Raw genomic sequence first — 14,581 nt, 5'->3', positions numbered from 1 at the left:
ATGGCTAATGCTCTGTTCTCGTCTATCGATTTCGGAGCTAAGAATTTTCTTGGCGTCTTCAAGATTGGAAAGACTATGAGATAAACTTAAAGTAATAAACCTGCAAAATCAATGATTTGCAGGTTTTTGCTTTTTAGGCGCTTTGTTGCCTTTTAAATTATTGAATCATCAGTTTCTGAACATACTTTACGCTGTTTACATAAACCGTTACGAAATAAATTCCTTTTGAATACCGCTGCAGGGGTAAGGTAGTGGTGAACATACTGCTATGCTGCATGCCTGCATTTTGGCTGACCAATACTTTTCCATTCATATCTGTAAGCGAAACATTTGTTATTCCATCAATTTTACCTTTCACAAAAATGCTCACCTTTCCATGTGCCGGATTGGGATAAATTTTAGTGCTAATTATCTGGCCCACATTTGAAGAAGTTGTTTTTGATGCAATGCGGGCAACAGGTGCCATATCTGCCGATAGGGTGTCGTAAATGATTTTACATATTCTGCCCCGACTCTCGTCAACTAAATATAAATTTCCTCTTGTATCAAAGCACACGTTGGTAACATTGCCTAATGCAGCTGTTAAAGCAGGAATACTATCTCCGTTAAATACTGAATTACCTGTTCCTGCTACCGTTGTGATGATGCCTGTTGTAATGGAGATCTTTCTTACCCGGCGATTACTTTGGTCTGCTATAAATACATTGCCGGTAGTATCGGTAGATAATCCGGATGGGGTCCAAAGCCTTGCAGCAGTTGCGGGCCCCCCATCCCCACTATATCCATAAATTCCTGTTCCGGCAACAGTTGTAATGATACCTGTTGCGGCATCCACCTTGCGTACCACATTTTCATATTCTCCTAAATACAGGTTGCCCCACCGGTCGACAGTTACAGAAACAGGTTGATTAAGCGCAGCAGCGGTAGCCAAACCACCATCGCCCGAATATCCGGCTGTGCCGTTTCCTGCTACAGTGGAAATGATGCTGGTGGCCGCATCAACTTTTCGAATAACATTGTTTTTTGTGTCGGCAATATATAGATTGCCGTCTTTATCAAAAGCCAATGCCGTTGCACCGTTCAAAGAGGCAGACGTTGCCGGGCCGCCATCTCCATTATATCCCGACTGAACGCCGTTACCGGCTACGGTAGAAATAATGCCTGTAGCAATAGTAACTTTTCTTACAGCCAATCCATTATCTAAAAAGTAAAAATTACCTACAGCATCAGTTGCTATTCCTGCAGGAATAGCAATGTTCGCAGCTAAGGCAAGCCCGCCGTCGCCATGATGTACACCTTTTACGCCGGTACCTGCAACGGTGATGATGCTATCGGTTAATGCATCAATGCGATAGATCTTATTGTTCGTATTATCAGACAGATAAATATTATTATGCCAATCAACAGTAAAATGCCCGGGAGTCCAAAGCTGGGCGTTTAAGGCAAGGCCGGGAATGCCACCATAACCGTTGGAGTGATCGCCACAAACGGTAGTGATGATGTTGGTTGCAGCGGTTATTTTTCGAACTGAATAATTATTGAATTCACTGACGTATAAATTGCCGGAAGGAGAAATCGCTAAATGTTGGGTCACGTAAAAGGTGGCAAGCGATGCATCTCCTCCATCGCCGGTATAGCCATATGAATTGTTACCGGCTATGGTATTAATAATTCCCGTGATTGCATCTACCTTTCTTATCCTGCTATTGTCTGAAATATACAGGTTCCCTGCAGCATCCAATACAATCGAATATGCGTTGAATCCTGCAGCCGTTGCCAGTCCGCCATCACCACCAGAGATATGTCCGGGGCCTGCACCTGCATAAGTGTCAATAATGCCCGTAGCAACGGCTATTTTCCGAATAACATAGTTTCTGCTATCTGCTATATATAAATTTCCGGCTGTATCCAATGCAAGCGACTTAGGAATTGCCAGCAAGGCATCAATAGCGGGGCCTCCGTCGCCGGAATAACCACTGGTTGTGCTGCCTGCAATGGTGTTAATAATGCCGGTAGCTTTTGTGATTTTTCTGATACGATTGTTGTCAGTTAAATAGATATTGCCTGCTGCATCGATGGTCAATGCACTGGCATTAAATCCCGCATTTATTGCGGCCCCGCCATCGCCGCTAAATGATGTTGAACCATTTCCGGCAATAGTATTAATGATGCCGGTAGCTGCATCAATTTTTCGAATTCGTGATCTTTCTGAAATGTAAATATTTCCCCAGGCATCAAGGGCAATTTTGGCGTCGGCTGCCGCCTGAATCTTCAAACCGGCACTTACAGCCGGGCCGCCATCACCCGATGAAATGTTTTGCCCATTACCTGCAATAGTAGTAATAACACCGTTGACCGGATCCACTTTTCGTATGCGAAAATTCCTTGAATCTGCTATATACAGATTTTCTGCACTGCCTACTGCTAATCCGCTTATCCCTATAACAGAGTAGGACGTAGCCGGCCAGCCATCTCCAATGTTTCCTCCTGCAACGGTGGTGATTAACTGTGCCTGTAAAAAGTAACCTGAAAATAAACATGTGGTAGCGAGAAAATGCCTTAAGACAAATAATGAAATTTGTTTCATTTGGTTTAATGGTTAATTGGTTGTAAAAAAAATAATTATTAAATATCAGTAAACAATTAGCGAATAGTAACAGTACTGTGTATACTAATAATCAAAATTACGGAGCCCGGATCCATCACATGGTTGATCGATGAATGAGCTGCTTTTAAGGTTTCATGAATTGCTTAAAGGAGAGATTTAATTGTAGTTTGTTCTGTTTTAATCCATCCAAAAGAATATTTTAGGAGGACAAATTCACGAGTAATTAATCGAGTAAAATATAACCGCAACCGTAATTCAATACATTATTTTTGGATAGGGAGTCCCGTCTGGTCTGCCTTCGCCCGCCGAAGCTTTAGCGCAGGCGGGTAGATTTCAGATGAAGCGACACCCAGGCTTGCCACTTGCCCGGGTCAAACACTTCTTTTTCCATAAGGTCGATATTTCTATTGATCATTTCCATTTGCCCACTACCGAGGGTATCTGTCTCTGAGGGCGCATAGCTTTTCTTTATAAAGGCCTGCCCGCTAACTACGTCTACCTGTGCCCAGGGATCATGCAGCGGTGCGTCAATGTGCAGGCCTGAATTTTTTTGTACAGTTATAATAAACAAAGGAGTTTGAATAGTAAGCCCATGTTCCGCAGTTCGTAGAAAAACATCGCCGGAGACAGTTACAATTGGATGGCTGGCAAAATTTGCCGGCACCCTTATGTTCGCTGACGAGTCGAGCAAACAGGCCACGCTGCTATCCGGCAATATTTGTACAGCGCGCGGTACAGGCAGACTGTCATCAGGCGGTGTAACTGCAACCGGTGGGGTTGTTGTTCGGTTTCGACACGATACGGCCACCATTAAAACGATCAGGCCAGTCAGAGCCATCGCTGGCAATCTTCTACGGATTACATATTCCATGCGTGTAAAATAGCACAAAAAACATTACTCCGCTACATGCGTTGTAGCTACGCCAGATGTCTTCTTAGGCAGACACATGAGTAAAATACTTAAAATTACCAGGCAGCCAATGTGGGTAGCAAGCCCATAATGAAATGCAAGCTGAACATTTTTGGCATGATCGATCAGGTAATAAAATAATCCACCCACCAGACAAATACCAAGTGCAGACGATGTTTGTTGAACAGTTGAATAAATGCCGGCTGCCGCTCCTGCAAAATGAGCAGGCAGGCTTCGAAGCGTAATGTTTAAGAGTGAAGGCAAAACCAGCCCATTGCCTAAACCATATAAGGCCTGCAACGTAAATAGCATGGGTACACCGGCACCCGTCTTAAAGTAAACGATCTGCAGGATAATGGTCACTACAATGATAGCAATACCAACCTGTAATACTGGCGTACCATACCGGGGTATCAGGCGGGAAGCTGCAACAGATGAGATGGTAAATAGTATACCCGGTGCAACAAAATACAAACCAGACGTAAGCGCGCTCACACCAAGGCCATTTTGAAGAAAGACTGCGCTCAACAGAAGATAGGATGTATGCATCATGAAATGAAAAAGCACTGCAGCAAGACCGATATTAAGATCACGGAATTTAAATAAGTCAGTATCTATAAGCGGAGCTCTGCCCGTTACTTTCTTCCTGTGCTGGTCATAAAAGAAAAACCAGAAGATCAGTCCTGATACAATCAGTAATGCGAAGCTCCACCAGGGCCAGCCAGCTTCACGGCCCTGAATGAGCGGATAGATCATGCAGAACAGAGCTATGGTGAGAATCAGTACACCCGACATATCCATTTTAGTGTTTGTATGCCTTTCAGTCTCCGGTAGGTATAACCAGGCTGCGATCAGCGAAGCTACTCCTATCGGTAAATTGATCAGGAAAATCAGTCTCCAGCCTGGAACAAAAAAATGTCCGCTGGCAAAATAGCCACCCAGCACCTGCCCGATAACAGATGCTAACCCAAGGGTAATGCCAAACCAGCCAATGGCTTTCGAGCGCTCTTTGGGATCTGAAAACAGCACCTGGATGAAGGCGATAGCCTGTGGCACCATAAAGGCAGCACTCACACCCTGTAAAAAGCGCATAAGATTCAATTGGTCGGGGGTTTGAGCAATACCACATAAACAAGAAAAAACGGTGAAACCGATCATGCCCCAGAAGAAGGTGCGCTTACGGCCGTAATGGTCGCCCGAGCGCCCGCCGGTGATCAGAAAGGCGGCATAACCCAATAAGTAAGCGGCAATAACAAGCTGAACCTGTGCATCGCTGGCGTGAACGCCCGTTTTAATAGAAGGAATGGCTACATTGATTATAAAAACATCGATTACTGATAAGAGTGGCGCGGTTAGAACAATTCCCAACGCCAGCCAGGGCGAAATAGTTTTACTCATAAATGAACGTTCTGTTTAAGCGCTTAAAGAATTTATATATTCCAGACTTTCCTCGTCATTCGCTTCAAGGGAAACCGATTTAACACCTGCTTTCTCCTGAGCCCAGGCAAATACAAGCGGCAAAATGAAAAGAGTGGCAAACGTAGAGGCAATCAGGCCGCCCACTACGGCGCGTCCAAGAGGCGACGTTTGATCACCCGCCTCCCCAAGGCCGCTGGCCATGGGTATCATGCCTGCGATCATGGCAAGGGCAGTCATTAAAATGGGGCGTAAGCGTAATGAAACGGCATCACGGGCAGACAAGAGTGCATTACCATTGTTCAGTCTGATCTGCTCAGCATTGGTGATCAGTAATACGGCGTTTGAAATAGAAACACCCACCGACATAATGATACCCATATACGATTGCAAATTGAGTGTAGAGTCGGTGATGAGCAGCATAACCATCGATCCGATGATCACAGCCGGCACCGTTGTCAGGATAACTGCCGAAATACGGAATGATTGAAAATTAGCCGCCAGCATCAGGAAGATCACCACGATCGCCACCAGCAGGCCGGCCTGGAGGCTGCTCAGTGTATCGGTGAGCGTGTGGCTTAAGCCCACCAGTTCTGCGGTTGTACCACGGGGCAACTCACCAAGCGAAGCAATAGCCTTTTGCACATCTGCAGCTGCTTTGCCCAGGTCCTTGTTATGCAGGTTGGCGGTAACTGAAAGTATGGGTAAAGCACCCAGGTTATCGTTTTCGCCATAAGTAGTGTCTTGTTTGATGGTGGCCACGTCGCTCAGTACCGGTCGTGTGCCATTACGTAAAAGCGGGATCTCCCCAATGTCGCTCAGGCTTTGCATTTTGTTTTCCGGTACCTGCACCTGTACGTTATAGCTGTTGCCTGTTTTTTCATCTGTCCAGATATTACGGTTGGTATAACGCGAGGATGAAGTGGAAGCAATAAGGGAGCGTGAAATCTCACTTACATCTACATTCAGTTGGGCAGCTCGCTGGCGGTCTATTTCAATATTGATCGATGGATATTTATTGGACTGCCCCAGCTGAATATCGCGCAGGTAGGGGATTTCTTTCAGTTTAGCCATCAGTTTTGCGGCGTACTGCTCGTTCATTTTTTTATTGCGGCCTGCAAAACGAACTTCAATGGGCGTGGGTGATCCCTGGCTTAAGATCTTATCGGTGAGCTCGATGGGTTCAAAAGATAATTTCTCGTCGGGTATCTGTCTGCCAACCTGGTCCCGTATTTTTTCCTTCAGTTTATCGAGGTCTGTATGGTAGCCTTCCTTAAAGGCTACCTGCAACACCGCTTCCTGCGGCCCTGCCATCCAAAGGAAAACAGGGTTCGTCGAAAACAAATTAGGGTGTATTCCAACATAGGCGGAAGTGATCAGCACATTATCAGCGCCAACTATTTCCTTGATGATTCGCGTGGTTTGAAGTGTTTTTTCTTCGGTACGCTCGATCCTCGTCCCTTCGGCAGCACGGATCCGCACCTGGAACTGTCCGCCATTCACTTTGGGCAAAATATCCTTACCAATAAGGTTTAACAGGATCCCCGCTCCGATTATGGAAGCCAGTAAATAAAGCACCACTACAGGCTTGCGAACGGGTAAAATCCGGTCAATGAAACGGAGGTAGCGCAGGCGCATCTTGTCAAAACGGCTCAGCCTGTTCACGGGTGTTTGCTCCAACGCTTCTGCCAGTTCACCTTTCTGGTTGCCAGTAGATGCCGGGAATGAATGAACCGCACGCACCTTTTTACTATGACCTTTCATTATCCAGTTACCGAGCACCGGTACAAAGGTTTGCGCCAGGAAGTAAGACGTGATCATACTGAAGCCTATTGCCAGTGCCAATGGCAGAAACAGACCGCCCGGTATACCGCCCATAGTAAAGGCCGGCGCAAATACGGCCAGTATACATAGCAGGATGAGCAGTTTGGGGAAAGCTATTTCCTTACATGCATCCCAGATAGCCAAACGCTTTGGCTTCCCCATGTCAAGGTGCTGGTGAATGTTTTCAATTGTTACAGTGCTTTCGTCTACTAAGATGCCTATAGCCAGCGACAGGCCGCTTAGCGTCATGATGTTGATCGTTTGCCCGAACAGGCTTAGAAACAGGGTGCCGGAGATTATAGACGTCGGAATGGTCAGGATTACAATCGTTGCGCCACGCCAGTCACCCAGAAATAACAACACCATAAGGCCTGTAAGGATAGCACCGATAGCACCTTCAGAGATCAGGCTTTTCACCGCATTGATCACATAAACAGATTGGTCGAAGGAATAAGTAAGTTTTACATCTTCAGGCAACTGGGCCTGCATTTTAGGTAAAGCCTGTTTCAGTTTTTGTACTACCTCCCAGGTAGATGCGTCAGCATTCTTGGCAATACTCATATAAACCGATCTTTTGCCATTCACTAAAGCATAACCTACAGTAATGTCGGCCCCATCTTCTACGGTAGCCACATCACGAATGTATACATTGCCCACACTGCCCTTGAATAAGGGAATATCTTCAAAATCCTTTACTTTATGTATGGTGGTGTTGATGGGCGTGATAAAGTTTTTATCGCCCAAACGCACATTGCCCGAAGGAGTGGTCTGGTTGTTAAGATCAATAGCCTGGATGATTTGCTCCAGTGTCATATTATGGCTGCGCAGCAATTCAGGATCAGGCTTAATAACCACGGTACGAACGTTTCCACCAAATGGCGGTGGAGAAAGTAAACCCGGAATACTGGTAAACGCTGACCGTACATAGGTATTAGCCAGGTCAAGCAGTTCGTTATTACCACGCTTGTCGCTGCTTACAATAACCTGTCCCACGGGCAGCGTTGATGCATCAAATCGAATGATGAATGGCGGGTTAGAACCAGCCGGAAACAATGCCTGGGCACGCGCACACGCCGCTGAGGTCTCTGCCTCCGCAGCAGCCATGTTAGTACCGGGATAAAAGTTCAGTTTAATAAGTGCTAAACCCTGGATGTTTTTTGTTTCTATGCTTTTAACACCGTTTACATAAAGTAGCGTGTTGATATATTGCTTGGTAAAAAAGGTCTCCATCTGGTTGGGAGTAAAACCACCGTATGGATGAGCAATATATAACACCGGTAAACCCAGCTGGGGAAAGATGTCGATCTTGACAGACTTCATTGCGCTGATCCCGAAAAACAGCAGAGATGCCACCAGCACCATAATGGTGATCGGCTTTTTGAGCGCGAAAAGAATTAAGTTCATAAAACTTTAGAGGTTGTTGTTACAAGCAAGGCCATCGTTAAAAGGGCAAAAGGAGCCCCTCCCCGGCAAGCCAGGGCTTTTAAATGGTAGCATCTTCGTATTGATGTATATTGAAATCTGCCGGTTTAAACCAGCTTGAGAACGCGATCCTTCGCTTTTTCCAGGTAAGTATGTGACTTTGTAATACGAGCCATCAAAACGCCTGATTCGCATTCTGAAAAGATCACTTCAACCAGGTCCTCATCATTGAGTGGTTTATCCTTTGAGCGGTTTAATTGTTTAACAAGATGGGTGATACGGGCTTTTAGGTCTGCTTTGAATTTTGAGGCACGTTCAAAAATTTCAAATTGTTCCGATGGTACCTCGTTAATAATTTTATTCCAGGGGCAACCCTTGTATCCTGTCGCAATTTGCCTGTTGATCCGGTAATCGAAAAAGGCGATCAATTTATCCAAAGGTGCGTCGAAATCTTTGCTATAAGCATCCAAACCATCAAACCATTTAGTATAAAGCTGGTCGAGGTAAGCCAGCAGCAGATCATTTTTCGATTTGAAGTGATTGTAAAGAGAGGGTTTTGAAATGCCTGCCTCCTCAATAATTTGATTGATCCCTGTAAGATTATAGCCCTGCTCATAAAACAGCCTGTCGGCTGTCTCTATGATCTTGTCCAATACAACTACTGGTTTCATAACCCAAAAGTACGACTTCCGAGATAACTGACAAGTCTGTTAACTTATAAATATATAATTTTACCAATTGCCTGATTCACAGTGTGAATAACATTAACATTAAGCGTAATTTAAGCTTGTATGCAGACTTCATGCTGTTTTTTTTATATTTGTACCCTTATGTTTGACGTTTTTGAAAAACACCTCCGCAACCATGTTCCTATTACTGATGATGAGTTGGAACTGATCAGGGTGGAGAGTGTGAAACGTTCAATCCGCAAATGGCAGCCCATTCTGCTGGAGGGTGAGATCTGGGGAATTAATTGTTTTATTGCCAGCGGGTGTTTTCGTTTGTACAGGTTGGGCGAAGACGGCCGGGACCATACCCTTAGGTTTGGGATAGATAACTGGTGGATCAGTGACCAGGAAAGTTATAATAACAATAAACCTTCCGAATATAATATTGAAGCCCTTGCTGCCAGCACCGTTTTCATCTGGCCAAAAGCGAAATGGAGTGAACTGATGGAGACAATTCCGGCGCTTAAAAAGTTCAATGAAATGTTACTCGCTAAAAGTTATGAGGCAAGCCAGCGCAGGATCTTTTCTTTAATCAGTTATTCAGCCGAAGAAAAATACAAAGAATTTCAGCGAACATATCCCAGTGTATTTAACCGCGTGCCGCTGCACATGGTGGCCTCCTATTTGGGCATCTCAAGAGAAACGCTCAGCAGAATACGAAAAGAATTTACCAAACACCCCTGAAATACAAGTCCCCCGTTTCACCGAAGGACTTGTAATAAACCTGGTTAAAAGATCATGCTATAGGGTGCGAACCGTATGCAGGACTTGCCAGTTGAATTTTTTCACCCAGTTCCAGCAGGGTAGCTTCATCAAACCACCTTGCAGCCATTTGAATGCTGATGGGTAGTTTTTCGGTACTAAGCGTTACCGGTACTGAAATAGCTGGTAATCCAGTAATGTTAAAAGGCGCGGTGGCTTTACTTGAATCCAATGCAGCAATTTGTTTACCGTTAACAGTAACCTCTTCCAACATATGCGGTGTTGCTGTCATCGGATTTACCGGTAACAACAGTATGTCATATTGCAGAAAGTAATTTGCAAAATGGCTTCTTAATTCCTCTAATTTATTTTCCGCTCTGGCATATTCCCTTTCGCTAAGCAGCGGAACATTCATAGTGAATTTGCCCACGAAATGCAGTTCGTTCTCACGGCCTTTGGTAAATTGTTCCATGTAGGGAACCAACTCACCGTAAATTACTTTAAAGTATAAGCCCAGCCAGTCAGTACCTTCCATAAAAGGCAGACTTACTTCCTCAACATCACAGCCAAGATCTTTTAATAAGGCGGCCGTGTTTTTAACAGCAGCAGTAATTTCAGGATCTATCGGGCCAAACGCAGGTTCAGATGCCCAGCCCACGCGTATTTTTTGTCCGGGTATGCGGAAGTTGGCGGGCTTTGCATTGTTTGAAAAAATGCTGTAACCGTCAATACCATCTGCGCCTTTTATGATAGAGTAACCCAATGCCACATCTTTTACAGTACGCGCCATAGGGCCAATATGCCACCACCGGCTCAATACACGTGGAAAGTGCCCGGTATAGGGAACGCGGCCGTGTGTAGCCTTCAATGCTGCAATACCGGTGAAAGCGCCCGGACCTCTTACCGAAATAGAAAGATCACTTCCTAAACCAATGGGTGAAAGACCCGCTGCGATAACTGCAGATTCGCCACCGCTTGAACCACCCGGTGTGCGGTTAAGGTCCCAGGGATTTGACGTTCTTCCCGTAAGCAGGTTTTCCGATTCCCAATGTGCAGAAAATTCGGGCACGTTTGTTTTCATTAACGGTATAGCGCCAGCGTTTTTCATACGCGTAACAACGGTGGCATCTTTTGAAGGAACATTGCCTTCAAAGATTTTTGAACCGTATTGCGTAAACACGCCGGCTGTATCAATGGCATCTTTGATAGAGAATGGAACACCGTGAAGCGGGCCTAATATATGGCCGGCGGCAACAGCTTTGTCGGCAGCAGCCGCATCTTTTAACGCCTGCTCGCCCATTAAGGTTACCACAGCATTTATTTTAGGGTTAATGGCCGCTACCCTGTCGAGGTGCGCCTGTACAACTTCCACAGAAGTTATTTCTTTGTTGCGGATCATCTCAGCAAGCGTTGACGCCTGCTGGTAATAGACCGGATCATTTTGTTTTTTCATTGAACAAAACTAGGACCACCCCGTCCTCCAAAACGAAGTCATATGACGCAATTTGAAATTGACAATTGTCACTACTTTTTATGCTCGCAGTAATTGTAATCTGATAATCATGCAAGGGGTTTGGTAATTCTAAAACAATACCCTAATTTGCAACCCAGTTACAAAAATGCTAAATCATTCAACCATACAACGCGTGTTGTCCGGCTTTTTGCTGGTGTTGTTTGCATTTAGTATTACGCCTAAAAAGGTGTTACACGACCTGGTTGCTAATCACCGGGATACCCACAGCAAGGCCTGTGCGGATCACATTACCACAAAAATTGTTAAAGCCGGTTTCAATTGTAATACGGAAGACCTGGTTGTAGAATCTCCGTTTATAGAAAACAATTGCACCATTGACCTCCCCGAACCGCCTGCCCTGAGTCTGATCTTTTCAGAACGTCCTGAAAACTTCTACTACTTTCATCAAATCTTTGCTGAGCTCAGAGGGCCGCCTGCCATCAGCTAATTCCCCATTTACTGTCTTGTAAAGTATTACACTGCGTATTGGCATAGCGGTAATACCATTGCTTTATTCTTAATTATTCCTTTTGAAAGCTTCATTTCTGGCAATGTTGCTGGGACTTGTTATGTCCATAGCGCATGCACAGCCCTGTACCCTTACCGTTACAGGCCATGTAGTCGACATTGACACCCGCGAACACATTTCAACTGTTTCGGTGCATATACGGGAACGGAACATCTCCTTCCTCAGTAACCAGGATGGACTGTTTACCATAGACAGTCTTTGCCGGGGAACGTATACCGTTATCATTAAGGGCCCCGGGTTCGATTCACTTACTGCTGTTATAAAAGCAGACAGCAGTATGGAACAAACATTTTTTTTAATGCACACCGGTAAGGCGTTGTCCCAGGTTGAGGTAGTGGGTCAAAGAAAACAGGGTATAGCCACCAATGCGCATACTGATATAAAAATGCTTGCGCTTTTTCAAACAAGGGGCGCCACCCTGGGTGAAAGCCTGAAAGGTGTACCGGGATTGAATTCTATACAAACAGGGCCTTCTATTTCAAAACCCGTTATTCATGGGCTTCATAGTAACCGGTTGTTGATTTTAAACAATGGGGTTAAACAGGAAGGTCAGCAATGGGGCTCGGAGCATGCGCCGGAAATTGATCCCTTTATTGCCAATAAGATCACCATTATAAAAGGCGCGTCCAGTGTACGGTATGGTTCCGATGCTATTGTGGGCGTGGTATTGGTTGAACCCAAAACGCTGAGTTCCGAAAAAAAATTACAGGGCGATGTGAACGCAGTCGCAGGAAGTAACGGGCGGGTTGGAACGCTTTCCGGCTTGCTGGAAGGAAAATTCAGCGACAAACCGTATGGTGTTAACTGGCGGGTACAGGGTACGTTGAAACAAGCGGGTAATTTTAAAACTGCTAATTATTACCTGAAGAACACCGGCCTTAGGGAAGGTGATTTTTCCCTGGCAACAAATTATAAAAGCAAACAAAACAACCTTGGGGCAGAGGTTTACTACAGCGAGTTTCATAATAAAGTGGGCATCTTCGAAGGGTCGCATGTAGGTAATGTAAACGATTTGTATGCAGCCTTTGCACGAACCAAACCCTTAACCGCTTCTTATTTTTCCTATGACATTGCCAGAACGTATCAACAGATCACGCACGACCTGTTAAAGGTGACGGCTTTTTATAAACTGAAAAATGGGGACAGAATTGAAGCGCAGTATAGCCACCAGAAAAACAAACGGGATGAGTATGATATAGATTTTCCATACTCAACGGATCCTGAGATTTTAAAACGTCCGCAGATCAGTTTCCAGATAAAAACAGATGCATTGGACCTAAGTTACCAGCAGGAAAACAAAAATCATTTTTCAGGTTTGTTTGGTATCAGTGGTGCCACGCAGGGCAATGTATTTAAGGGTATCCGGTACCTGGTGCCCAATTTCAGGAATTACAGCGGCGGCGTTTTTGCCATTGAAAAGTATTCAAAGAACAACTGGCTGCTGGAGGCGGGTATTCGTTATGATTACCGCTGGCTGCGTGTATACAAATTAAATAACAATACGCTCGAGACTTACAACACTACCACCAATTACCGGAATATAACGGGCACTATTGGCAGCACTTACAGTTTTAGTAATCATTTTTCTGTTTCGGCCAATGTGGGCAGCGCCTGGCGGGCGCCCAGTGTAAATGAATTGTATATAAACGGTATTCATTTAAGCGCCGCCTCCTATGAAAAAGGCGACTCCAGCCTGCAGTCGGAACGGTCGTACAACTTTACCATTTCGAGCAAATATGAAACAGACCGGTTCTATGCCGAGGTGGTTTTGTACAACAACATCATCAATAATTTTATTTATGCAAAACCTGCCCTTACCCCCATTACACTGGTGAGTGGCACCTATCCCCTGTTCAACTATACCCAGGCCGATGTGAATATGAAAGGGCTCGATGCTGAGCTGCGCTATAGTCTGCTTAAAAAATTATCGGTTGATGCAAAGGTTTCCCTGGTAAGGGCCTGGAATAAAACCATACATGATTACCTGCTGTTTATGCCGGCAGACAGGTTCGTCAATTCCCTCAAATATGATATAGGGTCATGGAAAAGGGTGCAGCACTGGTACATCAGCGGTGAAGTAGTTACGGTGTTGCAACAAAAAAGAACGCCACCCAACAGCGATTATGTGCAGCCCCCCAAAGGTTATACATTACTCAATGCCAATACCGGTTTTGAATGGTATAGTGGTAAACACCCTTTGCATATTGAACTGGCAGCGTATAACCTCACCAATGTAGCCTATCGCGACTACCTGAACCGGTTCAGGTATTATGCCGATGACCTGGGGTTGAATGTGGTACTGCGGATGAAATACATGTTTTAAATAGTCAATAATTTCTAATCTTAAAAATTAAAACCAAATGAAAAAGCCTTTTTGGGTTTTTGCTACGGCATTGCTGATCATGACAGCCTTTGATGCCTGTAAGAAAGATGAAAAAATCGTATCGCCTCCTGTTCCGGGAAATGAATTTTTAACAACGGTAAGGTTGATAGCAACCAACACCGATGACCCTACAGATGTGCAGATAGCCAGCATCACCGATACTACTATCATCCCAAACCCGCCGGACAGCATCGACCACCACGACCTGGTATTAAAGGCAAACAGCACATATAATGTGTCGGTAGAATTTCTGGATGAAACAAAAAAGCCTGCGGGAGACGTTACGGAGGATATTTATGACAGAAGGAACTATCATTTATTGTGCTTCACGCCAGCTGGTCCTAACCTCACCGTAAAAAGAACAGATAAGGATACTAACACCCCTTCCCTGGAGGTTGGCTTACAGGACCTGTTCACCACCGGTTTGGCCAGTGCAGGAATTTTAAACGTACAATTGCGCCACCAACCCAATGCCAAGAATGGCAGCTGCGACCCCGGCTCATCTGATGCGGACGTTGACTTTAACATCACTATTAAATAAACTGA

General features: G+C 45.0%; 10 protein-coding genes. 4 read left to right on the top strand and 6 right to left on the bottom strand.

Annotation, left to right across the window (positions count from 1 at the left end; translation table 11 throughout):
- Nucleotides 1-157: 157 nt before the first annotated feature.
- The 5 genes from BMX95_RS09995 to BMX95_RS09975 all read right to left on the bottom strand — a co-directional run bounded on the left by BMX95_RS09995 (nucleotide 158) and on the right by BMX95_RS09975 (nucleotide 8,851).
- Nucleotides 158-2,587, bottom strand: coding sequence for an NHL domain-containing protein (locus BMX95_RS09995; RefSeq protein WP_081204298.1), 2,430 nt, complete (start codon nucleotides 2,585-2,587; stop codon nucleotides 158-160).
- A gap of 334 nt (nucleotides 2,588-2,921) precedes the next feature.
- Nucleotides 2,922-3,479, bottom strand: coding sequence for a hypothetical protein (locus BMX95_RS09990; RefSeq protein ID WP_133054077.1), 558 nt, complete (start codon nucleotides 3,477-3,479; stop codon nucleotides 2,922-2,924).
- A 24-nt stretch (nucleotides 3,480-3,503) separates the two neighbouring features.
- Nucleotides 3,504-4,916 (bottom strand): MFS transporter, encoded by a 1,413-nt coding sequence (locus BMX95_RS09985; RefSeq protein WP_081204295.1) that lies wholly within the window; start codon nucleotides 4,914-4,916, stop codon nucleotides 3,504-3,506.
- 15 nt (nucleotides 4,917-4,931) lie between these two features.
- Nucleotides 4,932-8,162, bottom strand: a complete 3,231-nt coding sequence (locus BMX95_RS09980; protein ID WP_081204293.1) for an efflux RND transporter permease subunit — start codon at nucleotides 8,160-8,162, stop codon at nucleotides 4,932-4,934.
- A gap of 125 nt (nucleotides 8,163-8,287) precedes the next feature.
- Entirely contained in the window at nucleotides 8,288-8,851 is a 564-nt protein-coding gene (locus BMX95_RS09975) for a TetR/AcrR family transcriptional regulator (protein ID WP_081204291.1), read from the bottom strand.
- Nucleotides 8,852-9,010: 159 nt separating this feature from the next.
- On the opposite strand from BMX95_RS09975, the gene BMX95_RS09970 reads away from it, so the two are divergent.
- On the top strand, nucleotides 9,011-9,592 hold the full coding sequence (locus BMX95_RS09970) for a Crp/Fnr family transcriptional regulator (protein WP_081204289.1): 582 nt from the start codon (nucleotides 9,011-9,013) through the stop codon (nucleotides 9,590-9,592).
- 52 nt (nucleotides 9,593-9,644) lie between these two features.
- On the opposite strand, the gene BMX95_RS09965 is transcribed toward BMX95_RS09970, so the two are convergent.
- Complete coding sequence (locus BMX95_RS09965) at nucleotides 9,645-11,063, bottom strand: amidase (RefSeq protein ID WP_081204287.1); 1,419 nt, start codon at nucleotides 11,061-11,063, stop codon at nucleotides 9,645-9,647.
- A gap of 166 nt (nucleotides 11,064-11,229) precedes the next feature.
- On the opposite strand from BMX95_RS09965, the gene BMX95_RS09960 reads away from it, so the two are divergent.
- The 3 genes from BMX95_RS09960 to BMX95_RS09950 all read left to right on the top strand — a co-directional run bounded on the left by BMX95_RS09960 (nucleotide 11,230) and on the right by BMX95_RS09950 (nucleotide 14,576).
- Nucleotides 11,230-11,571, top strand: a complete 342-nt coding sequence (locus BMX95_RS09960) for a hypothetical protein (protein ID WP_081204285.1) — start codon at nucleotides 11,230-11,232, stop codon at nucleotides 11,569-11,571.
- A gap of 82 nt (nucleotides 11,572-11,653) precedes the next feature.
- The gene (locus BMX95_RS09955) at nucleotides 11,654-13,975 is read left to right on the top strand and encodes a TonB-dependent receptor (RefSeq protein WP_133054076.1); all 2,322 of its coding nucleotides are present in this window, start codon (nucleotides 11,654-11,656) and stop codon (nucleotides 13,973-13,975) included.
- A 37-nt stretch (nucleotides 13,976-14,012) separates the two neighbouring features.
- Complete coding sequence (locus tag BMX95_RS09950; RefSeq protein WP_081204282.1) at nucleotides 14,013-14,576, top strand: hypothetical protein; 564 nt, start codon at nucleotides 14,013-14,015, stop codon at nucleotides 14,574-14,576.
- Nucleotides 14,577-14,581: the final 5 nt, after the last annotated feature.

The organism is Niastella yeongjuensis (assembly GCF_900110245.1).
Taxonomy (GTDB): Bacteria; Bacteroidota; Bacteroidia; order Chitinophagales; family Chitinophagaceae; genus Niastella; species Niastella yeongjuensis.
The sequence above is the reverse complement of the archived record's forward strand: the minus strand, read 5'-3'. Positions and strand labels throughout refer to the sequence as shown.